Origin of the sequence: Mesorhizobium sp. M0626 (assembly GCF_040320665.1) — a bacterium.
Lineage (GTDB): Bacteria > Pseudomonadota > Alphaproteobacteria > Rhizobiales > Rhizobiaceae > Mesorhizobium.
In genome coordinates, this window is record NZ_JAMYQD010000002.1 from 131812 (window position 1) to 158444 (window position 26633).

Annotated in this window: 26 protein-coding genes, 1 tRNA gene and 1 riboswitch; of the genes, 19 read left to right on the forward strand and 8 right to left on the reverse strand. The window is 64.9% G+C overall.

The window, feature by feature from the left end; genetic code table 11:
• Positions 1 to 8: 8 nt before the first annotated feature.
• The 4 genes from NKI37_RS02685 to NKI37_RS02700 are packed head-to-tail and all read right to left on the reverse strand — an operon-like array spanning position 9 to position 2096.
• Positions 9 to 614 carry an NADH-quinone oxidoreductase subunit C gene (locus tag NKI37_RS02685; protein ID WP_352522006.1) on the reverse strand — a complete coding sequence of 202 codons (606 nt, stop codon included), beginning with the start codon at positions 612 to 614 and terminating at the stop codon, positions 9 to 11.
• Positions 611 to 1156, reverse strand: coding sequence for a hypothetical protein (locus tag NKI37_RS02690; protein WP_352522007.1), 546 nt, complete (start codon positions 1154 to 1156; stop codon positions 611 to 613). The genes NKI37_RS02685 and NKI37_RS02690 overlap by 4 nt, the downstream gene beginning before the upstream one ends.
• A gap of 2 nt (positions 1157 to 1158) precedes the next feature.
• Positions 1159 to 1740, reverse strand: coding sequence for a NuoB/complex I 20 kDa subunit family protein (locus tag NKI37_RS02695; protein ID WP_023670824.1), 582 nt, complete (start codon positions 1738 to 1740; stop codon positions 1159 to 1161).
• Positions 1731 to 2096, reverse strand: coding sequence for an NADH-quinone oxidoreductase subunit A (locus NKI37_RS02700; protein WP_112394699.1), 366 nt, complete (start codon positions 2094 to 2096; stop codon positions 1731 to 1733). The genes NKI37_RS02695 and NKI37_RS02700 overlap by 10 nt, the downstream gene beginning before the upstream one ends.
• Before the next feature lie 332 nt (positions 2097 to 2428).
• Between NKI37_RS02700 and NKI37_RS02705 the strand changes: the two genes are divergently transcribed.
• From NKI37_RS02705 to NKI37_RS02745, 9 genes are all read left to right on the forward strand, one after another.
• Positions 2429 to 3649, forward strand: coding sequence for a winged helix-turn-helix domain-containing protein (locus NKI37_RS02705; RefSeq protein WP_352791249.1), 1221 nt, complete (start codon positions 2429 to 2431; stop codon positions 3647 to 3649).
• 29 nt (positions 3650 to 3678) lie between these two features.
• Positions 3679 to 4371: a DUF6348 family protein gene (locus NKI37_RS02710; RefSeq protein ID WP_023690307.1), complete on the forward strand. Its 693-nt coding sequence runs from the start codon at positions 3679 to 3681 to the stop codon at positions 4369 to 4371.
• A 58-nt stretch (positions 4372 to 4429) separates the two neighbouring features.
• Positions 4430 to 4636, forward strand: a riboswitch (cobalamin riboswitch).
• A gap of 38 nt (positions 4637 to 4674) precedes the next feature.
• Positions 4675 to 5100, forward strand: coding sequence for a DUF1636 family protein (locus NKI37_RS02715; protein ID WP_023685191.1), 426 nt, complete (start codon positions 4675 to 4677; stop codon positions 5098 to 5100).
• Positions 5101 to 5102: 2 nt separating this feature from the next.
• Positions 5103 to 6155 carry a cobalamin biosynthesis protein CobW gene (gene cobW, locus NKI37_RS02720; RefSeq protein WP_023698338.1) on the forward strand — a complete coding sequence of 351 codons (1053 nt, stop codon included), beginning with the start codon at positions 5103 to 5105 and terminating at the stop codon, positions 6153 to 6155.
• An 18-nt stretch (positions 6156 to 6173) separates the two neighbouring features.
• The gene (gene cobN / locus NKI37_RS02725) at positions 6174 to 9854 is read left to right on the forward strand and encodes a cobaltochelatase subunit CobN (RefSeq protein ID WP_352794359.1); all 3681 of its coding nucleotides are present in this window, start codon (positions 6174 to 6176) and stop codon (positions 9852 to 9854) included.
• The gene (gene cobG, locus NKI37_RS02730; protein ID WP_352791253.1) at positions 9851 to 11314 is read left to right on the forward strand and encodes a precorrin-3B synthase; all 1464 of its coding nucleotides are present in this window, start codon (positions 9851 to 9853) and stop codon (positions 11312 to 11314) included. Before cobN ends, cobG begins: the two co-directional genes overlap by 4 nt.
• A 2-nt stretch (positions 11315 to 11316) precedes the next feature.
• Entirely contained in the window at positions 11317 to 11949 is a 633-nt protein-coding gene (locus tag NKI37_RS02735; RefSeq protein ID WP_023727699.1) for a precorrin-8X methylmutase, read from the forward strand.
• Positions 11946 to 12719, forward strand: a complete 774-nt coding sequence (locus NKI37_RS02740) for a precorrin-2 C(20)-methyltransferase (protein WP_352791255.1) — start codon at positions 11946 to 11948, stop codon at positions 12717 to 12719. The genes NKI37_RS02735 and NKI37_RS02740 overlap by 4 nt, the downstream gene beginning before the upstream one ends.
• Positions 12716 to 13480, forward strand: a complete 765-nt coding sequence (locus NKI37_RS02745; protein ID WP_023727701.1) for a precorrin-3B C(17)-methyltransferase — start codon at positions 12716 to 12718, stop codon at positions 13478 to 13480. Before NKI37_RS02740 ends, NKI37_RS02745 begins: the two co-directional genes overlap by 4 nt.
• Here NKI37_RS02745 and NKI37_RS02750 read toward each other — a convergent pair.
• Positions 13444 to 14202, reverse strand: a complete 759-nt coding sequence (locus tag NKI37_RS02750; RefSeq protein ID WP_032905140.1) for a cobalt-precorrin-6A reductase — start codon at positions 14200 to 14202, stop codon at positions 13444 to 13446. The genes NKI37_RS02745 and NKI37_RS02750 overlap by 37 nt on opposite strands.
• Before the next feature lie 154 nt (positions 14203 to 14356).
• Between NKI37_RS02750 and cbiE the strand changes: the two genes are divergently transcribed.
• Genes cbiE through cobT form a run of 7 tightly spaced genes read left to right on the forward strand, consistent with a single transcriptional unit; the run spans position 14357 to position 20639 of the window.
• The gene (cbiE, locus tag NKI37_RS02755; RefSeq protein WP_352791257.1) at positions 14357 to 15583 is read left to right on the forward strand and encodes a precorrin-6y C5,15-methyltransferase (decarboxylating) subunit CbiE; all 1227 of its coding nucleotides are present in this window, start codon (positions 14357 to 14359) and stop codon (positions 15581 to 15583) included.
• The gene (locus tag NKI37_RS02760) at positions 15580 to 15966 is read left to right on the forward strand and encodes a cobalamin biosynthesis protein (RefSeq protein WP_023712695.1); all 387 of its coding nucleotides are present in this window, start codon (positions 15580 to 15582) and stop codon (positions 15964 to 15966) included. The genes cbiE and NKI37_RS02760 overlap by 4 nt, the downstream gene beginning before the upstream one ends.
• The gene (cobM, locus tag NKI37_RS02765; RefSeq protein ID WP_023670837.1) at positions 15963 to 16727 is read left to right on the forward strand and encodes a precorrin-4 C(11)-methyltransferase; all 765 of its coding nucleotides are present in this window, start codon (positions 15963 to 15965) and stop codon (positions 16725 to 16727) included. The genes NKI37_RS02760 and cobM overlap by 4 nt, the downstream gene beginning before the upstream one ends.
• On the forward strand, positions 16724 to 17530 hold the full coding sequence (gene cobA / locus NKI37_RS02770) for a uroporphyrinogen-III C-methyltransferase (RefSeq protein WP_023714299.1): 807 nt from the start codon (positions 16724 to 16726) through the stop codon (positions 17528 to 17530). The genes cobM and cobA overlap by 4 nt, the downstream gene beginning before the upstream one ends.
• On the forward strand, positions 17527 to 18840 hold the full coding sequence (locus NKI37_RS02775) for a cobyrinic acid a,c-diamide synthase CobB (protein WP_352794362.1): 1314 nt from the start codon (positions 17527 to 17529) through the stop codon (positions 18838 to 18840). The genes cobA and NKI37_RS02775 overlap by 4 nt, the downstream gene beginning before the upstream one ends.
• Positions 18837 to 19604 (forward strand): adenosylcobinamide-GDP ribazoletransferase, encoded by a 768-nt coding sequence (locus NKI37_RS02780; protein WP_352668940.1) that lies wholly within the window; start codon positions 18837 to 18839, stop codon positions 19602 to 19604. The genes NKI37_RS02775 and NKI37_RS02780 overlap by 4 nt, the downstream gene beginning before the upstream one ends.
• 24 nt (positions 19605 to 19628) lie before the next feature.
• Positions 19629 to 20639 carry a nicotinate-nucleotide--dimethylbenzimidazole phosphoribosyltransferase gene (gene cobT / locus NKI37_RS02785; RefSeq protein ID WP_027050237.1) on the forward strand — a complete coding sequence of 337 codons (1011 nt, stop codon included), beginning with the start codon at positions 19629 to 19631 and terminating at the stop codon, positions 20637 to 20639.
• Positions 20640 to 20815: 176 nt separating this feature from the next.
• Here the strand turns inward: cobT and NKI37_RS02790 are convergent, their stop codons facing one another.
• The 3 genes from NKI37_RS02790 to NKI37_RS02800 form a co-directional block, all read right to left on the reverse strand.
• Complete coding sequence (locus NKI37_RS02790; protein WP_031201864.1) at positions 20816 to 21508, reverse strand: outer membrane protein; 693 nt, start codon at positions 21506 to 21508, stop codon at positions 20816 to 20818.
• 389 nt (positions 21509 to 21897) lie between these two features.
• Positions 21898 to 21973, reverse strand: a tRNA-Lys gene (locus NKI37_RS02795).
• 346 nt (positions 21974 to 22319) lie between these two features.
• Positions 22320 to 23228 (reverse strand): PhzF family phenazine biosynthesis protein, encoded by a 909-nt coding sequence (locus NKI37_RS02800; protein WP_023700390.1) that lies wholly within the window; start codon positions 23226 to 23228, stop codon positions 22320 to 22322.
• Positions 23229 to 23341: 113 nt separating this feature from the next.
• On the opposite strand from NKI37_RS02800, the gene NKI37_RS02805 reads away from it, so the two are divergent.
• The 3 genes from NKI37_RS02805 to NKI37_RS02815 are packed head-to-tail and all read left to right on the forward strand — an operon-like array spanning position 23342 to position 26551.
• Positions 23342 to 24628, forward strand: coding sequence for an efflux RND transporter periplasmic adaptor subunit (locus tag NKI37_RS02805; protein ID WP_352789971.1), 1287 nt, complete (start codon positions 23342 to 23344; stop codon positions 24626 to 24628).
• 4 nt (positions 24629 to 24632) lie between these two features.
• Positions 24633 to 25337 carry an ABC transporter ATP-binding protein gene (locus tag NKI37_RS02810; RefSeq protein WP_352789974.1) on the forward strand — a complete coding sequence of 235 codons (705 nt, stop codon included), beginning with the start codon at positions 24633 to 24635 and terminating at the stop codon, positions 25335 to 25337.
• Positions 25334 to 26551: an ABC transporter permease gene (locus tag NKI37_RS02815; protein ID WP_023685173.1), complete on the forward strand. Its 1218-nt coding sequence runs from the start codon at positions 25334 to 25336 to the stop codon at positions 26549 to 26551. Before NKI37_RS02810 ends, NKI37_RS02815 begins: the two co-directional genes overlap by 4 nt.
• Positions 26552 to 26633 lie beyond the last annotated feature (82 nt).

Below are 26633 nucleotides of genomic sequence, written 5' to 3' on the forward strand. Positions count from 1 at the left end.
CTGGCGCCTCAATTCGTCTTGGCTTTTTCGTCCCCGGGCAGCACGTAGTCGGTGCCTTCCCATGGGGAAAGAAAATCGAAATTGCGGAATTCCTGCTTCAATTCCACCGGCTCGTAGATCACCCGCTTGGCTTCGTCGTCGTAGCGGACTTCGACGAAGCCGGTCAGCGGGAAATCCTTGCGCAGCGGGTGGCCCTCGAAGCCGTAATCGGTGAGGATGCGGCGCAAGTCCGGATGGCCGGAAAACAGCACGCCATATAGGTCGTAGGTCTCGCGCTCGAACCAGTCGGCGCCGGGATAGACGGCGGTGAGCGACGGCACCAGCGTCTCTTCGTCGGCCTGCACCTTGATGCGGATGCGCAAATTCTGCTTCGGCGACAGCAGATGATAGACGACGTCGAAGCGCTTGGGCCGCGACGGGTAGTCGGCGCCGCAGACATCGATGATCGAGATGAACTGGCAGCGCTGATCGTCGCGCAGGAAGGTCACCACGTCGATCAGGTCCCCGGGTTCGACGGAAATGCCGAGTTCGCCATAGGCCAGCACCGCGTCCTTGACGCGGCCGGACAGCTTTTCGCCTAGATAGGTCGAGAGGCTATTCAATGCTTCGCTCATGACAACCTCGCCAACCAGCCCAGGACCTTGCGCGAGTCTTCCGCATCCTTCTCACCAAACCAAGCGCTCTCCTTGGCGACGTCAATGGTCAAAAAAACTTGACATTCATCGTCACCACCCGGCTCGCCAAAAAACAACTTTCCGACAAGCGGCCGTGCTTCCAGATTTGCTGGGTCGCCGTTCAGAGCAACGCATTCCACAAACAATTTTTCGCTTACCGCTCCATTGGCGGACGAGACCCTGCAGGAAAGCTTGGCCGACATTTCTGCCACCAGATTCTTGGTTCGATCACCGAGCGACCGCAGTCTCACGTCACCATAATAAAAAACAGCTCGGGGGTCGCCTGTAGGCTTGGCCTCCCAGTCATTCAATAAGATGTCGACGCCGAGACCAGCATCCCCAAATTTTGTATCAGTTGAGAACTCGGAAGAATAAAACCGCTTACCCGATTCATATACGTCAAATCGCGGATCCAAGGTTTTGAACATTAACCCTAGCCAAGGCTCAGGGTTGCCATAGACAATTTGCTCTTTACCCATCATGCCTACCGTTCGATCGTGCCGGTGCGGCGGATTTTCTTCTGCAGGAGAAGAATGCCATAGAGCAACGCTTCGGCGCTCGGCGGGCAGCCGGGGACATAGATGTCGACCGGCACGATGCGGTCGCAGCCGCGCACCACCGAATAGGAATAGTGGTAGTAGCCGCCGCCATTGGCGCAGGAGCCCATCGAGATGACGTAGCGCGGCTCCGGCATCTGGTCGTAGACCTTGCGCAACGCCGGCGCCATCTTGTTGGTCAGCGTGCCGGCGACGATCATGATGTCGGACTGGCGCGGCGACGCACGCGGCGCAACGCCGAACCGCTCCGAATCGTAGCGCGGCATCGAGGTGTGGATCATCTCGACGGCGCAGCAGGCAAGGCCGAAGGTCATGAACATCAGCGAGCCGCTGCGCGCCCAGGTGATCAGCGCCTCGGTCGAGGTGACCAGAAAACCCTTGTCGGCGAGTTCATTGTTGATCTCGAGGAAGAACGGATCGTCAGAACCGACCGGACGTCCGGTATTGGGGTCTATCAGGCCTTTGGGCTTTGGCGCGACGAGCGTTCCGGAACTGTCGTTCAATCCCATTCCAGCGCTCCTTTTTTCCATTCATAGGCAAAACCGATGGTCAGCACCGCCAAAAACACCATCATCGACCAGAAACCGAGCATGCCGATCTTCGAGAACGACACCGCCCACGGAAACAGGAAGGCCACTTCCAGATCGAAGATGATGAACAGGATCGACACCAGGTAGAAGCGGATGTCGAACTTCATCCGGGCATCGTCGAACGAGTTGAACCCGCACTCATAGGCGGAAAGCTTTTCCGGATCGGGATTGCGATAAGCCACCAGGAACGGCGCGATGATGAGCGCCAGGCCGACGACCGCCGCCACGGCGATGAAGAGAACTATGGGCAGGTACGAACTGAGCAATGCGTTCATGCTGCGGCTTTCCGTTGGCGGCCAATCCACTTTGATTACAGCAACCAACCCTAATGCGGAAGCGTGACAGTTTAACCGCTGAACCGTTTTAGGTGCCTTTGCTGCAACGCGGCGAGGGTTAGCGCAGGGCTTTGAGCGAAGCAAGTCAAACCTTGTTCAAAAGAGGGTGCTGGACGGCAGTTCGGGAAAAACTGGTCCGATCTCCTCCTGTTTGATTTCCTTCGTTTTTTACTCCACTTTTGTCTCCTGACATGTCTCCCGCCACAAGCCTGCTAGCATCGCCGGAATCATCGGCTAAAAATACGGGAACGGATCAGGGCAAAGGCATCTTGATGAAGGACAAAATCTCACTCGCGACGGCCCGGCGCATCGCGCTCGCCGCGCAGGGTTTTACCGACCCGCGACCGGGCGGCACACCGGACCGCCGTCACCTCGCCCGCGTGCTCTCGCGCACCGGCCTTCTGCAGATCGATTCCGTCAGCGCCGTGGTGCGCGCCCACTATATGCCGCTCTATTCGCGGCTTGGCCCCTACCCGCTCGCCCTGCTCGACAATGCCGCAATCACCCGCAAGCGCACCGTGTTCGAGTACTGGGCGCATGAGGCCTCCTTCCTGCCGGTCGAGACATACCCGCTGATGCGCTGGCGCATGCAGCGCGCCGAGCAGGGCGATGAAATGTATCTGGGTCTCGCCAAATGGGGCCGCGAGCACGCCGCCTATATCGAAGAGATCTACCGTGCGGTCGCCGAGCGTGGCCCGATCGCCGCTTCGGCCCTGGAAGGCCAGAAAGGTTCGGGCGGCTGGTGGGGCTGGAGCCACGCCAAGCACGCCTTCGAATGGCTGTTCTGGGCCGGACGCATCACCACGGCGCACCGCCGTGGCTTCGAACGCTTCTATGACCTGCCCGAGCGCGTGCTGCCGCAGGCGATCCTCGACCTGCCGGTGCCGGCGGCCGAGGACGCGCACCGCGAATTGCTGCGCATTTCCGCCCGCGCCCACGGCATCGCGACGTCGGGTGACCTGCGCGATTATTTCCGCTTGTCGCCGGCCGACATGAAGGGCCGGTTGGAGGAACTGGTCGAGATGGGCGAGTTGCTGCCGGTAAACGTCGAAGGTTGGGACAAGCCGGCTTACCTCTATAGGGACGCCCGCCTGCCGCGAAAGATCGAGGCCCGCGCCTTGCTGGCCCCCTTCGATCCGGTGGTCTTCGAGCGCGCGCGCACCGAGCGTCTCTTCGATTTCCGCTACCGCATCGAGATCTACACCCCGGCCGACAAGCGGCAATATGGCTATTACGTGCTGCCTTTCTTGCTCGGCGACAAGATCGTCGCCCGCGTCGACCTCAAGGCCGACCGGCCTGCGAGTGTCTTACGCGTCCACGCCGCCTATGCCGAAGCAGGCGCACCGCCTGAGACCACCGCACAGCTTTTCGAGGAACTAAAGGAGATGCAGGGCTGGCTTGGCCTTGAGCGCATCGAAGTGACGCCGGCCGGCAATCTGGGGCCGGCATTGGCTAGCGAGAGAGATGGCCAACCCTTGCAGCGTCTGTCATAGACGCCTCAATAAGCCTCGTAGGTTGTGCAATGGCATCGGACAAAGTGCTCGACATGATCCATGGCGCCCTCATTGCGCATGGAATAGATGCAGTCCGCAGAGATAGGGACGTCATGCTCCAATCGAAGCAGCTTCGGTTTGAGGCTGAGGTGTTCGAGACGAGTTCTGACCGGCTGGTCCTGGAAATCTACATTTTTTCTCCGCTGCTTGATGTTCAGCCGGTCATTGAATCCTTTGCTGGCTTCGGCGACACGCGCGAACAGGAACTGAACCAGGCGTTTGAAAAGTTTCTCCGTGGTGTTTTCCATGTGGCCATTGAGGGACTGGCCGATCACGTCTGCGAGAACATGCAGGCCGAAATAGAGCTTTGGCAGCGAAGCAGCGCCAGTTGGAAGATCTGGCGAAAAGATGCCCGCTGGAAAATCTATAGCGGCCCGGTCATTTCCCAGGCCACAACCGAGCTATGCTCGCTGACACCAGGCTATCCAGCATTCTATGCCAAGCTGGAAAAGCTGTTCACAGCTTCGGTACCCCCCGGAAGCCATTTTGTCCGGACCTTTCTGGCAGGCTTGAAGGGCACGCTGATTAGTGCCGAAGTCCTTCTGGACAACGCGGTTTGGCATGAGGGACAGAATCTGGCTGTCGGTCATGACTGGGACTATAGCGATGGCTATCAAGCTATCCGACAGGTCATCCTGGCACTGCCGGAAGCCGGGACATGACAGCCCCTGCCGACATCGCCATGTCGTAGCCGTGCGTTGACACCGCTGCCTGCAAAAGCCTAAATCCGCTCCAGACGGTCCCCTGCCCGCAACGGCAAGGGCCAAGAGGGAATGCGGTGCGGGACGAAAAAATCCCAAATCCGCGGCTGTCCCCGCAACTGTAAGCGAAGAGCCAAGGCCGAAAGCCACTGGGTAACACCGGGAAGGCGGCTAACCAAGGCGATGACCCGCGAGCCAGGAGACCTGCCGTCTGAGACAAAGTATCCGATCGCCTGGCGGGTTTCCGGGCAAGGAGCACGGTTTTTGGACCAGAACAGCAGTTTTTCGGCTGGCACAACGGACATTGCGTCCGGCGACAACGACGCCCTGACCGGCGTGACCGTCATCGTCTGCGCCTCCTGCCGCGATGAGACCGGTTCCGACGCCCATCCGCGCGCCGGCGAATTGCTGGCTGAGGACACAGGCCGCGCCGCTGCCGGCGATATCCGGGTCCGCACCGCCGAATGTCTCGGCAATTGCAAGCGCCGCCTCAGCGCCGCGATCCTGCGCGATGGCTGCTGGAGCTATGTCTTCGGCGATCTGACCGCAACCAGCGGCGCCGACCTCGTTACCGGCGCAAAGCTCTTCGCGACTTCGGCCGACGGCCTCATCCCGTGGCGCGGCCGGCCCGATAGCCTCAAGCGCGGCCTCGTTGCCCGCATCCCACCCCTCGACATGCTGAAGGACTGACGATGAACGCTTCAAACCCGGCCGCCAACCTCTCCCGTGTTCCCTGCACTGTCGTTACAGGCTTCCTCGGCGCCGGCAAGACGACGCTGGTCCGCCATCTCCTGGAAAATGCCGGCGGCAAGCGCATCGCCATCATCGTCAACGAGTTCGGCGACATCGGCATCGACGGGGAAATCCTGAAAGGCTGCGGCATCGACACCTGCCCCGAGGAAAACATCGTCGAACTGGCCAATGGCTGCATCTGCTGTACAGTCGCCGACGATTTCGTGCCCGCCCTCGACAAGATCCTCGCGCTGACACCGAAGGTTGACCACATCCTGATCGAGACCTCGGGCCTGGCTCTGCCCAAGCCGCTGGTCCAGGCGTTCCAGTGGCCGAGCGTGAAGAGCCGGGTAACCGTCGACGGTGTCATCGCCGTGGTAGACGGCCCGGCGCTGGCCGAAGGCCGCGTCGCCAACGACATGGACGCTTTGCAGGCACAGCGCGCTCAGGACGAGACGCTCGACCATGACGATCCTGTCGAAGAAGTGTTCGAGGACCAGATCGCCTGCGCCGATTTGATCATCCTGTCGAAGAGCGATCTGATGGACGCCCCCGGTTCGGCCCGCGCCAACGCCATCATCAATGAACATTCCGCCCGCGCGGTAAAAATCGTGCCGACTGCGCATGGCAAGGTCGACCCGTCGGTGCTGCTTGGCCTCGGTCTCGCCGTCGAAGACGACATCGAGAACCGCAAGTCGCATCACGACGGCGCTTTCGATCATGAGCATGACGATTTCGACACCTTCATCGTCGACATCCCCTCGATCGCCAATCCCGACGACCTGGCCAAGCGCGTCGCCACCGCCGCCGAACAGGAAAACGTGTTGCGTGTAAAAGGCTTCGTCGATGTCGGCGGCAAGCCGATGCGGCTTTTGCTGCAGGCCGTCGGCCCGCGCGTCAATCATTACTATGACCGCGCCTGGGCGGCTGAGGACGACCGCCGCTCGCGTCTTGTCGTCATTGGCCTGAAAGGACTGAACCGCCCGGCGATCGAGCGTATACTCGCCGGTTGATCCAAACCACGAGCCGAAATGCATATACTCACCACCACATCCGCCTCGCTCGACGATCTCGCCGAGCCCGTCGATCTCGGGCAGACGCCGGCGGATATCGTGGCGCTGTCCTTCACCGACAGCGACCTCGCCGGTCTCGCGGCGGCGTGGAAGGCCGATGCCGCCCGCCTGCCGTCGATGCGGCTGGCGGCGCTGCGCGACCTGCGCCATCCCATGTCCGTGGACCTCTGGATCGACAGCGTCGCCCGCCACGCCAAGGTGATTTTGGTGCGCATCCTCGGCGGCTACGACTGGTGGCGCTATGGCTGCGACCAGCTTGCCGCGACTGCCCGTGCGAACGGCATCAAGCTGGCGCTGCTGCCGGGCGAGAGCCACGACGAGGATCTCAGGCTGATCGAAGCCTCGACGCTGCCGCGCGAGGATCTGGACGTCCTGCTTGGTTATTTCCGCGAGGGCGGACCGGAGAATATGGCAGCACTGATGCAGCGGCTGGCGGGGTTGGCTGGGCAGGATGCGGCGGCGGCTGAGCCGGTCAGCGTGCCGAAAGCTGGTTACTACGAGCCTGGCCGCGGCGTCGTAGGCAAGTTGGATTTTGCCCATGTCGGCGTTCCTTCACACCCCCCTCTGTCCTGCCGGACATCTCCCCCGCAAGGGGGGAGATCAGCCGGCGCGGACCTCGGCACTTTTTCTGCCCAGCCGATAATAGATTCCTCTGCAACATCCCCGATTGGCGAAAGCGTCGATGAGAGCACAATCTCCCCCCTTGCGGGGGAGATGTCCGGCAGGACAGAGGGGGGTGGGCGGGAACTCGGCGCAGACAACATCAACTCTCCCATCATCCCCATCCTCTTCTACCGCTCGATGCTGCTGGCCGCCGATGTCGCGCCAATCGATGCCCTCTTTGATGCACTCCGCCAGCGCGGCATGAGACCGGTCCCGATCTTCGTCTCCAGCCTCAAAGACCCGACCTCCCTGGCCTTCGTCGAAACCGCACTGGCCTCGCTCAACCCCGCCGCCATCATCACCGCAACCGCCTTCGCCTCCGGCGCCGAACCCGGCGTCCAAACCCTGTTCGACCGCGCCGGCGTGCCGGTCTTCCAGGTCATCGTCGCCACCACCCGCCGCGACGTCTGGGACAACAACCAGCGCGGCCTGGCGCCCGCCGACCTCGCCATGCATGTCGTGCTGCCCGAACTCGACGGCCGTATCCTTGCCGGCGCGATTTCCTTCAAGGGCGAGAGCGAGACCGACCCGGCGCTCGGCCACCGCGCTTTCGCCAACCGCCCGGAACCGGATCGCGTGGCGCAAGTGGCGGACAGGCTAGCGGCGTTCACACGGTTGCAGCAGACGCCCCGCGCGACGCGTAAGTTGGCGATCCTCATTCCGGACTATCCGAGCGCGCCCGGCCGCACTGGCTATGCAGTGGGCCTGGATGTGCCGTCCAGCGTGCTGGCCATGCTGCATGACCTGAGGGAGCAGGGCTATCGCGTTGACGGGATTCCAGAAACGCCGCGTGCGCTGCTGGATGCGTTGGGGCGGAGCGATGGTGGGCTGGGGCTGGATGAGTATCTGGACTTCTCAAAGGATTTGCCGGCTGAGGCACTGGCTGCAGTCGAGGCGGCATGGGGCGCTCCTTCACCCTCCCCCTTGTGGGGAGGGTCGGTTCGCGACATTCGCGAAGCGGATAGCGCGAAACGGGGTGGGGGTAGCGGTGCACCACCCCCACCCGGCGCTGCGGGCCACCCTCCCCACAAGGGGGAGGGTAAGAGCGGCTTCCCCTTCCGCGCCGCCACCTTCGGCAACATCACTGTCGCTCTCGCCCCCGACCGTGGCCGCTCGGCCGACCGCCGCGCCGATTACCACGACCCGACGCTCCCTCCCCGCCACAACCTCATCGCCTTCGGCCTGTGGCTGCGCAAATCGCTCCGCATCCATGCTCTCATCCATGTCGGCGCTCATGGCACGCTGGAATGGCTGCCCGGCAAGACGGTAGCGCTCTCACAAAACTGCTTCCCCGAGATCGTCACCGGCTCGTTGCCCGTCATTTACCCCTTCATCGTCTCCAATCCCGGCGAAGCGGCGCAGGCGAAGCGGCGTATCGCCGCCGTCACGCTTGGCCATCTGCCGCCGCCGTTGACCGGTGCCGGCCTCGACGAAGGGCAGCACAAGCTCGAACGCCTCGTCGACGAATACGCCCAGGCCGACGGCCTCGACCGCCGCCGCCGCGATCGTCTGGCCAAGCTGATCGTCGACACGGCGCAAAAGACCGGCTTCGCCTCCGAAGCCGGCGTCGCCGGAACCGATGCGCCCGACGAGGCGCTGCGCCGCATCGACGCCTGGCTCTGCGACCTCAAGGATTTCGCCATCAAGGACGGCCTGCACATCTATGGCCGCGCTCCCGACGACGAGCCCGACGCCATGCGCGTGCAAAGCGCGGAGGCCGAGAAAGCAGCACTTCTTGCCGCGCTCGACGGCCGTCACATCAAGGCGGGTCCGGCGGGCGCACCGGCGCGTGGCCGCTCCGACGTGCTGCCCACCGGCCGCAACCTGTTCACCTCCGACCCGCGCACCATGCCGACGCCGACCGCCTACGATCTGGGAAAGGCGGCGGCAGAAGAAGTCGTGCGCGGCTATATGCAGTCGCATGGCGACTGGCCGCGCTCGCTGGTCATCGACCTCTGGGGCTCGGCCTCGCTGCGCACTGGCGGCGAGGAGATCGCGCAAGGCCTGGCGCTGATGGGCTGCCGGCCGCAATGGGACAGTGCCACCGGCCGCATCACCGGCATCGAAGTGCTGCCGCCGGCCACGCTCGGTCGCCCGCGCGTCGATGTCACCTGGCGGATTTCGGGTCTGTTCCGCGACATGTTCCCGACCCAGATCGCGCTGATCGACGCCGCCGCCAACGCCGTAGCCGCGCGCGACGAGGACGATTCGGAAAACCCGCTCGCCGCCAGAACCCGCGCCGATGGCAAGATCGGCCCGCGCATCTTCGGCACCTCGCCCGGCACCTATGGCGCCGGCGTCGAGGACCTGCTGTCCAGCGGCGACTGGGTCGGGCGCGAAGAAATCGGCCGCGCCTATCTCGATGCGACATCGCATGCCTATGGCGGCGCCGAGGGCGAAGGCATTGCCTCCCCCGGCGCTTTCGAGACCCGCATCGCCGAGGCCGATCTGCTGGTCCACACCGGCGACGATCCCGGCCGCGACATTCTCGAGGGCTCCGCCGACGTCGCCTTCATCGGCGGCTTTTCGGCTGCACTTGCGACGCTCGGCCGAAATGCCGATGTCATCGTGCTCGACACCACGGATCCGCAGAAGCCCAAGCCGCGCTCGGTCGGCGAGGCTGTGTCGCGCGTGGTGCGCGCCCGCGCCGTTAATGCGCGCTTTATAGCCGGCCAGATGCGGCATGGTCCGCGCGGCGCTTCCGAGTTTGCCGAAACCGTCGACCGCCTCATCGGCTTTGCCGAAACCACGCACGCCATTTCGGGCGCGCTGATCGAGGCCGTGCATGACGCCTATGTCGGCGATCCCGATGTCCGCGCCTTCATCCTGCGTGAAAATCCGGCCGCTGCCAAAGTCATCGCCGAGCGCTTCCTGTCGGCGCGCCGGCGCGGTCTCTGGCATCCCTTGCGCAACTCGGTCGACGACGATCTCGCGGCGCTGATCGCCGAGGCCGAGGCGCTCGGGGTTGCGGCATGAACGCCTTTTCAAGGCGCGGCGCCTGCCCGGCTCTGTCAGCGCCGATGCAGACCGGCGATGGCCTGCTGGTGCGGCTCAACCCGGTTGCTGGAGGGCTTTCCCCCAAGTCGCTGATCGGACTCTGCGAATCCGCCTTGCGCCACGGCAACGGCATCATGGAAGTGACCGCGCGCGGCAGCCTGCAGATACGCGGGCTGACAGCGGAGAGTGCGGTGCTGTTGGCGGCGGAGGTCGATGCACTGGGGATTGCAGTGCGTACCGGCGTGCCGGTCGAGACCGGGCCGCTGGCCGGCATCGATCCGCGGGAGATTGCCGATCCGCGAGCTTTGGCTGAGCGGATCAGGGCTGCGGTCGAGGAAGCTGGGCTGACGCCAAGGCTCGGACCGAAGGTGTCGGTGGTTGTCGATGGCGGCGGGCAGCTGACGATGGATGGGGTGACGGCTGATGTCAGGCTGAAGGCGGTGCGGGTGGGCGGCAACGTTATGTGGGCTTTGTCTGTTGCCGGCGACGGTCAAAGCGCGAGGCCGCTTGCGACGGCCGATGAGGATGCAGCGCGCGATATTGCGGTTGCTGTGCTGAGGATGGTTGCCGAGAAGGGGCGTGACGCACATTCTCGGGATTTGTCGGAGAGGCAATTGGCCTCTCTTGCAAGCTGGCATTCCTTCGCGCCCCCCTCTGTCCTGCCGGACATCTCCCCCTCAAGGGGGGAGATCAGCAGGGTCGCCGGCGGCTCTCCACTTTCGACGCTGAAAATTGGCGAAATCGCCCACGAAGACGCAATCTCCCCCCAAGCGGGGGAGATGTCCGGCAGGACAGAGGGGGGTGTGCAGGATCGCCGGCCTATCGGTCTTTTCCCCTTATCCAACGACACCACCGCTCTCGGCATAGCCCTCCCCTATGGCAGCATGCCGGCCGAAAAACTCATCGCCCTCGCCCAAAGCGCCCTGTCCCTCGGCGTCGCCGAAATCCGCCTCGCCCCAGGCCGCGCCTTGCTGTTCCTCGGCCAACCGTCGTCCGCAAACCACCCCCTGCGAGCCACCGCCGCCGCCCTTGGCTTCGTTACCACCGCCGCCGACCCGCGCACCCGCATCGCCGCCTGCCCCGGCACTCCTGCCTGCGCATCCGGACAAATCGCCACGCGCGATATTGCCGAGACAATCGCCGCCGAAAACGCTGATATCCTCGACTTCACACTGCACATTTCCGGCTGCGCCAAGGGCTGCGCTCACCCCGGCTCTGCCGCGCTAACAATCGTCGGCGGCGAAAACGGAGCCGGACTTGTCGTGAACGCGACGGCAAAGGCCCTTCCTGCGGGCTACAGGCCGGGCTATGACGCCGCACGCGGCGTCAGCAGCGTCGCGGCGATGGTCCGCAGCGCACGATTTCAGGGCGAAACCGCCGCCGCTTGCCTGACAAGGCTCGGGCCGGCGGCAATCGCCGAAAGCTACCGACAGGAATAAGCATGGCCGCCTACGATTACATCCATGACGGCAACGCCATCTATGAGCGCTCCTTCGCCATCATCCGCGCCGAGGCCGATTTGTCCCGCTTTTCCGAGGCCGAGGCCGACGTTGCCATCCGCATGATCCATGCCTGCGGCCAGGTCGAAGCATCAAGTCATTTTGTTTTCTCCAGCGATTTCGTCGCCGCCGCCCGCAGCGCCTTGACGGCCGGCGCACCGATCTTCTGCGACGCCGAAATGGTCTCGCATGGCGTCACCCGCGCCCGGTTGCCGGCCGGCAACGAGGTGATCTGCACCTTGCGCGACCCGCGCACGCACGACATCGCCAAGCAGATCGGCAACACCCGCTCGGCCGCCGCGATCGACCTCTGGGGCGAACGCATGGCCGGTTCGGTCGTGGCCATCGGCAATGCGCCGACAGCGCTCTTCTATCTCCTGGAAAAGCTGCGCGATGGCGCGCCGAAACCGGCCGCCATCATCGGCATGCCGGTCGGCTTCGTCGGTGCCGCCGAATCCAAGGATGCGCTGGCCGAAAACTCCTATGGAGTGCCCTACGCCATCGTGCGCGGCCGGCTCGGCGGCAGCGCCATGACCGCCGCCGCGCTCAATTCGCTGGCGAGGCCCGGCCTGTGAACGCAACTGTCAAAGAAGATCTGGCAAAAGGCCGCCTCGTCGGCGTCGGCACCGGTCCCGGCGATCCCGAGCTCTTGACGCTGAAGGCTGCCCGCATCCTGGCCGAGGCCGATGTCGTCGCCTACTTCGCCAAGCGCGGCAACAACAGCAACGCGCGCGCCATCGTCGAGGCGCGTTTCCGGCCGGATATGCTGGAACTGCCGCTTCTCTATCCCGTCACCACCGAGATCGACAAGGATCACGACGACTACCGTTCGCAGATCACCGATTTCTACGAGCAGTCGGCCGAGAAGGTCGCCGAACACCTCGAAGCCGGCCGCATGGTCGCCGTGCTCTCCGAAGGCGACCCGCTGTTCTACGGCTCCTACATGCACCTGCATGTCCGCCTCGCCCATCGCTTCCCGACCGAAGTCATCCCCGGCGTCACCGCCATGTCGGGCTGCTGGTCGCAGACCGGCGTGCCGATCGTCCAGGGCGACGATGTGCTGACGGTTTTGCCCGGCACGATGAGCGAGTTCGAGCTGACGCGCCGTCTCGCCGACACCGACGCCGCCGTCATCATGAAGGTCGGCCGCAACCTGCCCAAGATCAGGCGGGCGCTGGAGGCCACCGGCAAGATCGCCCGCGCCGTCTATGTCGAGCGCGGCACCATGGCCGGTAGCATCTCGATGAAGCTTGCCGACAAGCCGGACGACAAGGCCCCCTATTTCGCCATCGTGCTGGTCGCCGGCTGGTCCGGCCGGCCTGGCGTTATGGGAGCCAAGCCATGAGCGGCCGCCTCACCGTCATCGGCCTTGGGCCCGGCAATGCCGATCAGGTGACGCCGGAGGCGAGCCGGGCCGTGGCGCAGGCAAAATTCTTCTATGGCTACAAACCTTATCTCGACCGGCTTGATCTTCGCACCGACCAAACCCGCGTCGCCTCGGACAATCGCGAGGAACTCGCCCGCTCCAAGGACGCGCTGGTCAAGGCCGCCGAGGGCCATGACGTCGCCGTCGTTTCCGGCGGCGATCCCGGCGTCTTTGCCATGGCCGCCGCGGTCTGTGAGGCGATCGAGGCCGGTCCGGCCGAGTGGCGCGCGGTCGATGTCGCCGTCGTGCCGGGCATCACTGCGATGCTGGCTGTCGCCGCCCGCATCGGCGCCCCGCTCGGCCATGATTTCTGCGCCATCTCGCTATCCGACAATCTGAAGCCGTGGGAGCTGATCGAACTGCGCCTGCTCGCTGCCGCCGGCGCCGGCTTCGTCATCGCGCTCTACAATCCGATCAGCAAGGCGCGCCCCTGGCAGCTCGGCCGTGCCTTCGAATGCCTGCGCGCCATCCTGCCCGGCACCACGCCGGTCATCTTCGGCCGCGCCGCCGGCCGCCCGGACGAGCGCATCGAGGTTTTTCTGTTGGCCGATGTCGAGGCGGAAAGGGCCGACATGGCGACCTGCATCATCATCGGCTCGCCGGAGACACGGATCATCAAGCGCGGTGACAAACCGGCGCTGGTCTACACACCGCGTTCCGCGACGGGGTCGAGACCATGATCGATCATCGCGGCCAATGCTTCGACAGTTTCGGCCGACGGCACCTCCGGCAGGATGGGCCTGCGCACCATCACCACCTCGATACCGAGCGCCCGCGCCGCCGCGATCTTGCCGTAGGTGGCCTCGCCGCCGCTGTTCTTGGATACGACGACATCGATGCGGTGCTCCTCGAGCAGCGCGCGTTCATCCGCCTCGCGAAACGGCCCACGCGCCAGCAGGTAGGTCGCATCCGGCACCGCCAGTTTCGGCTCGACCGGATCGACGCTGCGGACAAGGTAATGATGCTGCGGCGCCGCCTCGAAAGCCGCGACCTCCTGCCGGCCGAGCGCCAGGAAGGCACGGCGCGGCGGCGATCCAAGCGCGTGCACCGCATCGCCTGTCGTATCGACCTGCGTCCAGCGGTCGCCATCTATTGGCTCCCAGCCAGGGCGGCGCAAAGCAAGGATCGGCACAACCGAAGTGCGCGCGGCTTGCGCCGCATTGGCGGAAATTCGCGCGGCATAGGGATGCGTCGCGTCGATCAGCAGATCGGTTCGCGTCTCCTTCAGATAGGCCGCCAGCCCGTCGGCGCCGCCAAAGCCGCCGCTGCGCACCGGCACGCCTTGCGCGACCGGGCTTTCGGTACGGCCGGCCAGCGACAGGGTGACGAGGAAATCTTCCACCAGTTTTCCGGCCAATTGGCGCGCTTCTGTCGTGCCGCCAAGGATCAGAATCTTCTTCATGAGCACCATGTTGAACAGCGTCTGCGCTGCCCCTCACCCCTACCCTCTCCCCCTGAAGAACGGGGAGAGGGAGGCGTCAGCGCCGGAGCGTCTCCCTTCTCCCCGTCACTACACGGGGAGAAGGTGCCGGCAGGCGGATGAGGGGCGGCGCGACATGTCAAAAAAACAGCCCACGCCAAAATGGCTTGCAATCGTCGGCATCGGCGAGGACGGTTTAGCGAGTCTCGGCGACGAGGCCAAGCGGCAGATCGCTGACGCCGAGACCGTCTTCGGCGGCAAGCGGCATTTGGCGCTGGTGGCTTCGCTCATCAAGGGTGAGCAGCGCCCATGGCCGGTGCCATTCGATGCCGACATGGCAGACGTGCTGGCGCTGGCCGGCCGGCGCGTCTGCGTGCTCGCCTCCGGTGATCCATTCTTCCACGGGGTCGGCGCCACCCTTGCCCGCAAGGTCAAGCCTGAAGAGATGCATGTCATCCCCGCGCCATCGGCGATTTCGCTGGCTGCCGCCCGGCTCGGCTGGGCGTTGCAGGACATCGAGACGATCTCGCTGCATGGAAGGCCGCTCGACCTGATCCGGCCGCTGCTGCATCCCAGGGCGCGCATCCTGGCGCTGACATCGGACGGCGACGCGCCAGCGACAATAGCGCGCCTGCTCGTAGAGCTCGACTTCGGCGGTTCGCGGCTGACCGTTCTGGAAGCGCTGGGCGGACCGAACGAGAAGCTTCGCTCGGCACGTGCCGACGCTTTCGATCTCAGAGACATCAATCCACTCAACGTGCTGGCGCTTGAGCTTGAATCAACACAAGAGGCCCCCATCCTGCCGCTGACCGTTGGCCGCGCCGACCATCTGTTCGAGCACGACGGCCAGATCACCAAGCACGACATCCGCGCCATGACGCTTGCGGCGCTGGCGCCGAGGCGTGGCGAATCGCTGTGGGACATCGGCGCCGGTTCCGGCTCCATCGGCATCGAATGGATGCTCGCTCACCCCTCGATGCGCGCTATCGCCATCGAGGCCAACAGCGACCGCGCCGCCCGCATCATCCGCAACGCCGCGCATTGCGGCGTGCCCGGTCTTGTCGTGGTGGAAGGGTCGGCGCCCAAGGCACTGGCCGGGCTGGACACGCCGGATGCGATCTTCATCGGCGGAGGTGGCAGCGACGCCGGCGTACTGAACGCCACCATCAAGGCGCTGCCATCCCGTGGCCGTCTCGTTGCTAATGCGGTGACGCTGGAGATGGAGGCGCTGCTTCTCGCGGAGCACATCAAGCGCGGCGGCGACCTTACCCGCATCACCATTTCCCGCGCTTCTCCTGTCGGTTCGATGCAGGCCTGGCGCCCGGCCATGCCGGTCACCCAGTGGAGCTGGGTGAAGCCATGATGGTGGCGGGCATCGGCAGCCGGAAGGGCGTGAGCGTCGAAGACGTGCTCGCGGCGATCGAAACCGCCCTCGAAGCGCACGGGCTGGCGATAACGGCGCTGTCGGCCTTGGCGACCGCCGCGCTCAAGAAAGACGAAGAAGCGATCTCTGCCGCTGGCCGCACGCTTCACCTTCCCGTCATCATCGTTGATGACGCAGCACTTCAGGCCGTCTCGTCGGAGGCACTCAGCAAATCCGATCTCTCGCAGGACCTCGCCGGCACACCCTCCGTCTCAGAAGCCTCCGCCCTTGCCGTTGCCGGCCCCGGTGCAAAGCTGCTTGGTCCACGCACCGTGCTCGGCCCGGTCACCTGCGCCATCGCCATCAGCGGAGACGCGCCATGACCGTGCATTTCATCGGCGCCGGTCCCGGTGCCGCCGACCTCATCACACTGCGCGGCGCCAAGCTGCTGGCAAGCTGCCCGGTCTGTCTGCATGCCGGCTCGATCGTCGCGCCGGAATTGCTGCAACACTGCGCACCGGGGACCAAACTGATCGATACGGCGCCGATGTCACTCGACGAAATCGAGGTCGAATATGTGACAGCCCACCAGGCCGGCCACGATGTCGCCCGCCTGCATTCCGGCGACCTCTCGGTGTGGAGCGCCGTGGCCGAGCAGATCCGCCGGCTGGAAAAACACGGCATTCCTTACACGCTGACGCCGGGCGTTCCCTCTTTCGCCGCCGCAGCCGCAGCCCTTCGCCGCGAACTGACCATTCCCGAGGTGGCGCAAAGCCTGGTGCTGACCCGCGTCTCCGGCCGCGCCTCGAAAATGCCGCCGGGCGAAACGCTGGCCGGCTTCGGCCGCACCGGCGCGACGCTGGCCATTCATCTCGCCATCCACGCCATCGACCGAGTCGTCGCCGAATTGTCGCCGCATTATGGCGGCGATTGCCCGGTGGCGATCGTCTTTCGCGCTTCATGGCCGGACGAGCGCGTGCTGACCGGCACGCTCGCCACGATCGAGGCACTGCTCGCCGCCGACCCGATGGAGCGCACGGCGATCATCTTCGTCGGCCGCTCGCTGGCAGCGGAAGGTTTTGACGAGAGTTCATTGTACGACGCCCACTATCAGCGGCGTTTCCGGGGACGGGACGGATTGTGAGCGGTAAAAGCGAAAACACCACGCTCGAACAGGCCCTTGCCCGGCTGAACTTCAAGCCGCGCCGGCTTGAGCCGGGCCATGTCTGGCTGGCCGGCGCCGGCCCCGGCGATCCCGGCTGCCTGACGCTGGAAGTGCTGGCGGCTTTAGCCGAGGCAGATGCGCTGGTCTACGACGCGCTGGTCTCGCCCGACGTCGTCGCTGTCGCGGAAAAGGCCGAACTGTTCTTTGCGGGAAAGCGCGGCGGCAAGCCGTCGATGAAGCAGGACGACATCACCGCTCTGCTGGTGCGGCTGGCGCGCGATGGCCGCCGCGTCCTCAGGCTGAAGGGTGGCGATCCCTATATTTTCGGCCGTGGCGGCGAAGAGGCGCTGGCGCTGGCGCGCGAAAAAATCCCGTTCCGCGTCCTGCCCGGCCTGACATCGGGGCTGAGCGCGCTGGCCGCCACCGGCATTCCCGCAACCATGCGCGGCATCAACAAGGCGATCATCCTGGCGACAGGTCATGCCGCCGGCACAGATGACGATCTCGACTGGGGCGCGATCGCCCGCACCGGCCAGCCGGTGGTCATCTATATGGGCATGGCCAATCTGCCTGTTATCGCCGCGTCGCTGCTCGAAGGCGGGCTGGCGCCGTCGACGCCGGCGGCTGTCATCGTTTCGGCGACGACACCGCAGGAGCGGACCGTCGTCGCGACACTCGCCACCATTTCCGAAGCGGCCGCCGCGGCGGAATTGGCCTCGCCGGCCCTCATTGTCGTCGGCGGCATCGTCGCCATGCGCGCAGCACTGGCGGGTAACGCATGACCCGCGCCATCATCATCGGCGCTCCGCGTTCCGGCTCCGGCAAGACCAGCGTCACCATCGGCATTTTGCGCGCGCTCGCCCGGCGCGGCATCAAGGTGCGCGGCGCCAAGTCCGGCCCCGACTATATCGATCCGGGTTTTCATACCGCCGCAACCGGTCTGTCCGGCGTCAACCTGGACAGCTGGGCGATGTCGCCTGACCTGCTCAACGCGTTGGCCGGCAATGCCACCGAGGATGCCGATTTTATCTTCCTCGAAAGCGCGATGGGCCTGTTCGACGGCATCCCGGCCGGACAAGGCCGCACCGGCTCGGCCGCCGATCTGGCGCGGCTCTACCACCTGCCGGTGCTTTTGGTGCTCGACGTCTCGGGACAGGCGACGACGGCGGCCGCCGTCGCCAAGGGTTTTGCCACCTACGACCCGGATGTGCGCATGGCCGGAATCGTGCTCAACCGTCTCGGCAGCGAGCGCCACCGCAAGCTGTGCAGCGAGGCGATCGAAACGCTCGGCCTGCCGGTCGTCGGCGCCATCCTGCGCGATCCCACGCTCAATTTGCCGGAGCGCCATCTCGGCCTCGTCCAGGCCGGCGAATATGCCGACCTGATGACGCATCTCGACCGCCTCGCCGACATGGTCGAGAAATCCCTCGACCTTGACGCCATCATGGCGCTGGCCGCGCCGTTTTCGCCGGCATCAGGCAGTTTCGAACATGCCTTGCAGCCGCCCGGCCAACGAATCGCGCTCGCCGAAGACGCCGCCTTCACCTTCCTCTATCCGCACGTCGCCGCCCACTGGCGTCAGGCCGGCGCCGAGATCGTGCCGTTCTCGCCGCTAGCCGACGAAGCGCCGGTGCAGAATTGCGATGTCTGCTGGCTGCCCGGCGGCTATCCCGAGCTCCACTCCGGCAGCCTCGCGGCGGCGACCAATTTCCGAGCTGGCATGGCCAGGTTTGCCGAGACCAAGCCGATCCATGGCGAGTGCGGCGGCTTCATGGTGCTGGGCGAAGCGCTGGAGGACGCGGCCGGCGAGACGCACGCCATGCTTGGCCTGCTCGGCCATTCCACCAGCTTTGCCAAGCGCAAGATGAACCTCGGCTACCGCGAGGCACGCCTGCGCGTCGCCTGTCCGCTGGGGCCGCAAGGCGCGCTGATCCGTGGCCATGAATTCCACTATGCGCAGATGATTGCGACCGGCAATGACGAGCCGTTGGCCGATCTCGCCGACGGTCAGGGCAATCCGCTCGGCGCCTCCGGCTATCGCCGCGGCCATGTCAGCGGCACCTTCTTCCACGCCATTGCGAGGGGTGCATGACCTCCGTGCCCTCGCCCCGGCAAGCGTTCGACGACGTCGCGCTTTGCCTCGTCTTCTTCACCCGGCTGCCGCTGCCGGTCTTCGACCTTCGTGGCCGCAGCCTGGCCGATGCGATCTGGGCGGCGCCTGTCGCCGGCCTCGCCGTCGCTGTGGCTGGTGCTGTCGTCTACGCCGCGGGCGTACAGCTCGGCCTTGCCCCCGGCCCGGCAGCAGCCCTTGCGCTTGCAGCAACCCTGCTCGCCACGGGCTGCCTGCATGAGGACGGGCTTTCCGATGTCGCAGATGGCTTTGGCGGCGGCAAGACACGCGATAAAAAACTGGAGATCATGCGCGACAGCCGCATCGGCGCCTATGGCGCTTCGGCTCTTGGCCTGTCGATGCTCATCCGCTGGAGCGCGCTGTCGCAACTGGCCAATCCGACAGGCGTGCTCTTCGCGCTGATTGCCGCCCACGCCGCCTCGCGCGGCCTGCTCGGCGCGTTCATGCATCTGGCGCCGGCGGCGCGCAGTGACGGCCTGTCTGCCGGCGCCGGGACCGTCTCGACCCAGACAGCTGTTCTCGGCGCCGTGCTCGGGGCCATCCCGCTTCTGACTCTGGGGCTCGGCGGCGCCTTTGCCGCACTGATCCTGCTCGCTCTCGTGTTCAGCGCCTTGCGCGCGCTCTGCCTCAACCAGATTGGCGGCCACACCGGTGACACGATCGGCGCCCTGCAGCAGTTGGGCGAGATCACGGTCCTGCTCGTCGCTTCCATTTCCCTGTCCTGATTCTTCCCCGGAGATTCCTTCCCCATGCCCTTCAAATCATTCGATGAACTGCGCGCCGCCTGTTTCGATCTGCCTGCCGGCAGCGATACCGCCGCCAATGCAGTCGCCCGCCGCCAGGACACGCTGACGAAGCCGCAAGGCAGCCTGGGCCGGCTGGAAACCCTCGGCGCCTGGCTGGCACGCTGGCAGGGCCGCGACATGCCGAAACTCGATCGCGTCAAAGTCTTCGTGTTCGCCGGCAATCACGGCGTCACCGCGCAGGGCGTGTCGGCCTTCCCGTCGGAAGTGACCGTGCAGATGGTGGCGAATTTTGCCGGCGGCGGCGCCGCCATCAACCAGCTTGCCCGCATCGCCGGCGCGGAACTCGACGTCATCCCGCTCGATCTCGATCATCCGACAGGCGACTTCACTGACGTGCCGGCAATGGACGAAAAAAACTTCCTCGCCGCCGTCTCGGCTGGCTATGACGCGGTGACGAACGACCTCGACCTCGTCTGTTTCGGCGAGATGGGCATCGGCAACACCACGCCGGCGGCCGCCATCTCGACCGCCCTGTTCGGCGGCGGCGCTGAAAAATGGACCGGGCGCGGCACCGGCGTCGACGATGCCGGGCTGAAGCGCAAGGTCACCGCCATTGAATCCGGCCTCAAGCGCCATGCCGACGCGCTGTCCGACCCGCTGAAGATCGCCGCCGCCCTTGGCGGCCGCGAACTCGCCGCCATCTTCGGCGCCACGCTCGCCGCCCGCCGCAAGAACGTCCCGGTGCTGCTCGACGGCTTCGTTTGCACGGCAGCGGCAGCGCCCCTGGCGCGACTGCACCCCTCAGGCCTCGCCCACACCATCGCCGCCCATGTCTCGGCCGAATCCGGCCACCGCCGCCTGCTCGAAGCGCTCGGCCTGCCGCCGCTGCTCGACCTCGGCATGCGGCTCGGCGAAGGCTCCGGCGCCTGCCTCGCCGTCAACATCGTCCGCTCGGCGCTGGAATGTCATGCGAGGATGGCGAGTTTTGCCGAGGCCGGCGTGTCGGAGAAGTAGGCTTTCGCAAGGTTTGCAGGGACGCGCGGACTGGGTGGCCATATCAAGTGGAAGGCCACCCGCGCGGGCCATGTCGCGCCTCCTAGGGTGGAAAGAACGTCCATGACGCGCCCGGCCAGTCGCGCAACAAAAAAGCCTCGCCGAAGCGAGGCTTTGAAAGAAGGCACAGTCAGAAATCAGAACTTGTAGGCAAGTCCAACGCGAACATCGTTGGTGGTCAGATCAAGTCTGGCTTGCTGTGTCGGGAAGTCGAACGGCGCAGGCTGCGATTTGCGGCCATAGTCGGAATAGCGGTATTCGAACCGCGCAATCAAATTGTCGGTGACGGCATAGTCAAGTCCGGCGCCTACCGTCCAACCAACCATGTTATCGCTGTTCTCAATCGACCCACCTGGAAAATTGTTTGCGCCGGAGTAATGACCGATAGCGAGACCGCCAGTTACAAATGGCAGAAAACGATCGAACGCATAGCCTGCACGCAAGCGTGCCGACCCGAACCATTTTAACTCACCGCTTGCGAAGACAACGGGAGGCCCCGCAGGAAACGTATTGTCGCCCTTTACGTCGGCGAAATTGGCATCCGCTTCAACGCCGATGACATAGTTGCCATTGAACTGGTAGTTATAGCCAACATAGGCACCGCCAAAGCCCCCTTTGGGATCGACGGAGGTGCTGATGAAGGGAGGCCCGGCCGGAGACCCCGCGCCGTCGTAAGTTGAATTTCCCCAAGCGTACCCGCCCGCCGCACCTACATAAACACCGGTCCAAGTATAAACCACAGGTTCGGTTGGCTGGGGGGAAAGGTCCGCCGACAATGCAGGGCTGGCCAATGCAAGGGAAGCAAGAAGGGCAAATTTGAGCGCGCGCATCGGGCGATTCCTTGGGGGGTGGAGACAGGGCCGAATAGCTTATGTGTAGCTGGTCCCTTGGAAAACGATGTAGCGTTTCTGCCACAATCGAGATTTGTTTGATCGCCACAGAAAGCGATATCGACTATAGAGTAAAGAAATCCGAGCTTTGTGCAGAACCTGTGCCGGCTTTTTTATGATTTCTGGCGCAAAAAATACGCGTACTCGACATGTTCCGGGCGGCCGGCGCGCTGGTCGACACCACGGTGCGATATCGTCGAGCGACCACTACCAGCTAGCGGGTAACAGCCTTTGACGAATCGCCATGACGGCCAGGTTGCTTCGGCCTGCCCGCAGACGCGTCAACGCCTCTCGCTTTCAAAGGTCTTCCACCAAGTTTTTGAAAAATTTGGTGGGTGCGCACAGGATTGAACTGTGGACCCGCTGATTAAGAGTCAGCTGCTCTACCAACTGAGCTACGCACCCACTCGACCGGTAAAAACCGGCGTTGGCGGGCATATAGCCGCCGATACCGGTCCTGTCCAGCCCTGCCGGAATCATTTCCCGACAAATCGCTCCGGGCTTCGGTTTCGAGTGTTGCAGCGAAGCAAAAACCAGAGTCGGCGGCGGGACAGCGCCCCCCTCTGCCCTGCCGGGCATCTCCCCCACTTGGGGGGAGATTGGCAGCCTTGCCGTTTCGCCTGTCTTTCGGCGTTGGAGATTGGCGAAAGCCAATGCGACATCCGATCTCCCCCCTCGTGGGGGAGATGTCCGGCAGGACAGAGGGGGGCGTGAAGGATCGCCGACAGCGACGATCTCAGCCACGGGCCACTCAAACGAACAGCTTGCCTTCCGCCACTTTTACCGCATGGCCGCCGATGCGCGCCGAGGCCAGTTTTCCGCCCTCGACAGTGAGTTCGAGCCGGATACGCGATGGCCGGCCCATCTCCAGCCCCTGCTCGATCCACAGCTGCGAAATGCCGTCGGTCGGGCCATCGAACTGCATGATGGCGCCGGCAAAGGCCGCCGCCGCCGACCCGGTCGCCGGGTCCTCATAGGAGGGAGTACCCGGCACGATCATGCGGACATGGAAGGCGCTGTCATGGTTCACCGTCTGGCGGCAATAGACGTACGGGCTGGCGAAGGCCCATTCGCTCTTGCGCGGCGCCAGTTCCGACCAGGCCTGGTTGTCGAGCTTGATCCGGCCGGCAGCCTCCAGATTGGCGACCGGAATGGTGACGTAAGGCACGCCTGCCGACCAGAACGACACCAGGTGATTCTCGAAGCCGATCTCGTGCGGCGCCAGCCCGAGGGCGGCGCCGATCGCCTCCGGGTCGGCATCGAGCTTCAGCGGCTCCGGCAGCTTCGCCAGGTCGAACTCGGCAAAGGTGGCGCCATCGTGCCGGCTGACGGCGCAGCGCACCGGGCCGATATTCTCCTCCAGCACGAAGATGCCGGCTTCGCCCTCGCCTGTCAGTTCGGCCAGCGCGATCGCGGCGCCAACTGTCGGATGTCCGGCGAACGGCATCTCATAGTCGGGCGTGAAAATGCGGATGCGGTTGCGATGTTTTGGATTGTCCGGCGGCAGCACGAAGACCGATTCGGACAGGTTGAACTCGCGCGCAATGGCCTGCATGGCGGCTGTATCCAGCCCTTGGCTGTCGAGCACGACAGCCAGCGGATTGCCGGCCAGCCGCTCCGTCGTAAACACATCGTAGAGCAAGTAATTGCGGGTCTGCATCTTGAAAAACCTTCCGCCTCAATCCGAACATGGCCGAAATTTAATTTGATATTCGAACCACCAAGCCTGATCTGTGCACAACTAGGGACATTACGCTTTCATAGGGGTCCGGCGTGGACCAGCTTGTCAATCTGCCAAAGACGGAATCGGATTCCGCCATCGAGGCGGCGCTCGGGCTTGATCAGAGCGGCGTGCGCAAGACGCGCCGCCGGGGCTGGCTTTACGCGCTGCTGGCGCTGATCGCACTTGCCGCCGGGTTGGCAGGCTACCAGTGGTTTGCCGGCTCCCCGGCCAAGATCGACTACACCACCACGCCGGCTACCATTGCCGACCTCACCGTCGCGGTTTCGGCGACCGGCACGCTGCAGCCCCTCACCCAGGTCGACATTTCAAGCGAGCTGTCCGGCATCATCCGCTCGGTCTCGGCCGAAGAGAACCAGCAGGTCAAGAAGGGCGACGTGCTGGCGACGCTCGACACGGTGAAACTCGAGGTCCAGATCGAACGCGCCGAAGCCTCGGCCAAGGCCGCTGCCGCCAATGTCGAGGACGCCACGGTAACCCTGAAGGAGAACGAAAGCGCCCTCACCCGCGCGGCCGAACTGACCAGGCGTGGCATGGCGACCGATCAGTCGCTCGAGGCGGCGACTGCCACGCGCGACCGCTCCAAGGCGGCGCTCGATAGTGCGCAGGCCAATCTCGCCATCGCCCAGGCCGATCTCAAGGCGCAGCAGACCGACCTTGCCAAGAGCACCATCTATGCGCCGATCGACGGCATCGTCTTGACGCGTTCCGTCGACCCCGGCCAGACGGTCGCCTCCTCGCTGCAGGCGCCGGTTCTGTTCATCATCGCCGCCGATTTGAGGAACATGGAATTGGTGGCGGCGGTCGACGAGGCCGATATCGGCGCGGTCAAACCAGGCCAGCATGCACGCTTCACCGTCGATGCCTTTCCGGAGCGGCCGTTCGACGCCGAGATCCGCGACATCTCCTACGCCTCGGTCACCACCGACGGCGTCGTCACCTACAATGCACGGTTGGAAGTCGACAATAACGAGCTTTTGCTGCGGCCCGGCATGACCGCCACGGTTTCGGTCGTCACCAGGCAGGCCAAGAGCGCGCTCACCGTGCCTTCAACAGCGTTTCGCTATCGGCCATCGGCACCTGCTGCCCGCGCGTGGAGCCTCAGCGATCTGTTCACCGGCCGCATGGGTCGTGGCGGCAACCGCCGCCAGCCGGTGAAGGCGCCCACCGACGGCTCACGCACGCTCTATGTGCTGGAGAACGGCCGGCCGCACCCGGTCAACGTGAAGATCGGCTCCACCGACGGCGAACTGACCGAGATCACCTCCGGGCTGGATGAAGGTGCAGAGGTTATCACGACCTCGCAGCTGCGGAGCTGACGCCATGGCCGCGGGCCTCATCGGTTTCGACACGGTCTGGAAGAGCTATGGCCAGGGCGAAGCCAAGGTCCATGCGCTGGCCGGCGTCGACCTCGCCATCCAGCGTGGCGAATTCGTCGCCATCATGGGCCCGTCCGGTTCGGGCAAATCGACCGCGATGAACATCATCGGTTGCCTCGACACGCCGACGGCCGGAACCTACTCCTTCATGGGCATCGACGCCGGGCGGCTCGACCGCAACCGCCGGGCGCTTCTGCGCAATCTCTATATCGGCTTCGTCTTCCAGGGTTACAATCTGTTGCCGCGCACCACGGCGGCGGAAAATGTCGAGCTGCCGCTGATCTATCGCGGCGCGCCGGCCCGCGAGCGCCGCGATCTTGCCATGCAGGCGCTGGCGGAGGTCGGCCTGGTCGGGCGCGAACATCACACGCCGGCCGAACTCTCCGGTGGTCAGCAACAGCGCGTGGCGATCGCGCGCGCCATCGTCACCAGGCCGACGCTGCTCGTCGCCGACGAGCCGACCGGCAATCTCGACACCGCCCGCACGCATGAGATCATGGAGCTGTTGACGCGGCTGAACCGCGAGCTCGACCTGAGCATCGCCATGGTCACCCACGAGGCCGATGTCGCCGATTATGCCGAGCGCACCATCCGCTTCCTCGACGGCCACGTCGCTTCAGACTCCAAGAGGCTGGAGATAACGTCATGATCTGGGAAACCGTCCGCCTCTCTCTGCGCTCCATCCGCCGCAATGTGCTGCGCTCGTTCCTGACGCTGCTCGGCATCGTCATCGGTGTCGCCGCCGTCATTGCCATGCTGACCATCGGCTCCGGCACCACCGCCAAGGTCAAGTCGGACATCGCCAAGCTCGGCTCGAACCTGCTCGTCGTCCGTTCCGGCCGCCCGGCAGGCACTGGCGGACCAGGCGGGCTCGACCAGGCGGTACGGCCTCTGGCCGACAAGGATGTAGCCGCCCTCGTCGCGCATCTGACCGGTGCGCGCGCCATCGCGCCGGCGTCGCAGAAACAAGTCCGCGTCATCTTCGGCACCGAGAGCCTGACCTCGGGCGTCACCGGCACCGACAGCGCCTATCTCGACGCCCGCGACTGGAAGCTGGTGTCGGGCCGCCCATTCAGCGATTCGGAGACACGCTCGGGCACCGGCGTCTGCCTGATCGGCGAGACGGTGCGCCAGCAATTCTTCGGCGCCGGCGAACCCGAGGGCGAGATCATCCGCGTCAACCGCACCTCGTGCAAGATCATCGGCCTGCTCGAACCCAAGGGCTATACCGGCTTCGGCCAGGACCAGGACAATGTCGTCTTGATGCCGCTTGCCGCCTATCAGCGCCGCATCGCCGGCAACCGCGACATCGACAACATCTACGTCGCCGCCGACGACCGCACGCCGACCACCGAATTGCAGCCGCGAGTCGAGGACATTTTGCGCGACACCCGCCGCATCACGCCGGACCGCGAAGACGATTTCTCGATCCGCGACATGACCCAGATCGCCGACGCCATGGCCAGCGCCACCACCACCATGACCGGCATGCTGGGCGCCGTCGCGGGCGTCAGCCTGCTGGTCGGCGGCATCGGGATCATGAACATCATGCTGGTCTCGGTCACTGAGCGCACCCGCGAGATCGGCATCAGGCTCGCCATCGGCGCGCATGAAAAGCACATCCTCATCCAGTTCCTGGTCGAGGCGACGGTGCTGTCGCTGCTCGGCGGCATTATCGGCATCCTGATCGGCCTGGCGCTGGCCGGCCTCGCCTCGGCAACGCTGGCCATACCGTTTGCGCCGAGCCCGGCGGTCATCCTGCTCGCCGTCGGTTTTTCGGCGCTGATCGGCATGGTGTTCGGCTTCTTCCCGGCGCTGCGCGGCGCCAGGCTCGACCCGATCGACGCGCTGCGCCACGAATAAGCGCCAGATCAGCTCCACCGCAACCAACCGCTATCCACAAGGATGGGTGCTTGTCGACATCGGCAATACTTGTTGTCATCCG

Bases quoted from the DNA above. Each gene is read 5' to 3' on its own strand.
- cobT (WP_027050237.1), top strand. From the start codon at position 19,629: ATGCCCTTCAAATCATTCGATGAACTGCGCGCCGCCTGTTTCGATCTG.
- NKI37_RS02685 (WP_352522006.1), bottom strand. From the start codon at position 614: ATGAGCGAAGCATTGAATAGCCTCTCGACCTATCTAGGCGAAAAGCTG.
- NKI37_RS02775 (WP_352794362.1), top strand. From the start codon at position 17,527: ATGACCCGCGCCATCATCATCGGCGCTCCGCGTTCCGGCTCCGGCAAG.
- NKI37_RS02760 (WP_023712695.1), top strand. From the start codon at position 15,580: ATGATGGTGGCGGGCATCGGCAGCCGGAAGGGCGTGAGCGTCGAAGAC.
- cobM (WP_023670837.1), top strand. From the start codon at position 15,963: ATGACCGTGCATTTCATCGGCGCCGGTCCCGGTGCCGCCGACCTCATC.
- NKI37_RS02700 (WP_112394699.1), bottom strand. From the start codon at position 2,096: ATGAACGCATTGCTCAGTTCGTACCTGCCCATAGTTCTCTTCATCGCC.
- NKI37_RS02790 (WP_031201864.1), bottom strand. From the start codon at position 21,508: ATGCGCGCGCTCAAATTTGCCCTTCTTGCTTCCCTTGCATTGGCCAGC.
- cobG (WP_352791253.1), top strand. From the start codon at position 9,851: ATGAACGCCTTTTCAAGGCGCGGCGCCTGCCCGGCTCTGTCAGCGCCG.
- NKI37_RS02745 (WP_023727701.1), top strand. From the start codon at position 12,716: ATGAGCGGCCGCCTCACCGTCATCGGCCTTGGGCCCGGCAATGCCGAT.
- NKI37_RS02695 (WP_023670824.1), bottom strand. From the start codon at position 1,740: ATGGGATTGAACGACAGTTCCGGAACGCTCGTCGCGCCAAAGCCCAAA.
- NKI37_RS02800 (WP_023700390.1), bottom strand. From the start codon at position 23,228: ATGCAGACCCGCAATTACTTGCTCTACGATGTGTTTACGACGGAGCGG.
- NKI37_RS02690 (WP_352522007.1), bottom strand. From the start codon at position 1,156: ATGATGGGTAAAGAGCAAATTGTCTATGGCAACCCTGAGCCTTGGCTA.
- cobN (WP_352794359.1), top strand. From the start codon at position 6,174: ATGCATATACTCACCACCACATCCGCCTCGCTCGACGATCTCGCCGAG.
- NKI37_RS02780 (WP_352668940.1), top strand. From the start codon at position 18,837: ATGACCTCCGTGCCCTCGCCCCGGCAAGCGTTCGACGACGTCGCGCTT.
- NKI37_RS02710 (WP_023690307.1), top strand. From the start codon at position 3,679: ATGGCATCGGACAAAGTGCTCGACATGATCCATGGCGCCCTCATTGCG.
- NKI37_RS02815 (WP_023685173.1), top strand. From the start codon at position 25,334: ATGATCTGGGAAACCGTCCGCCTCTCTCTGCGCTCCATCCGCCGCAAT.
- NKI37_RS02705 (WP_352791249.1), top strand. From the start codon at position 2,429: ATGAAGGACAAAATCTCACTCGCGACGGCCCGGCGCATCGCGCTCGCC.
- cobW (WP_023698338.1), top strand. From the start codon at position 5,103: ATGAACGCTTCAAACCCGGCCGCCAACCTCTCCCGTGTTCCCTGCACT.
- cbiE (WP_352791257.1), top strand. From the start codon at position 14,357: ATGTCAAAAAAACAGCCCACGCCAAAATGGCTTGCAATCGTCGGCATC.
- NKI37_RS02810 (WP_352789974.1), top strand. From the start codon at position 24,633: ATGGCCGCGGGCCTCATCGGTTTCGACACGGTCTGGAAGAGCTATGGC.
- NKI37_RS02735 (WP_023727699.1), top strand. From the start codon at position 11,317: ATGGCCGCCTACGATTACATCCATGACGGCAACGCCATCTATGAGCGC.
- NKI37_RS02750 (WP_032905140.1), bottom strand. From the start codon at position 14,202: ATGAAGAAGATTCTGATCCTTGGCGGCACGACAGAAGCGCGCCAATTG.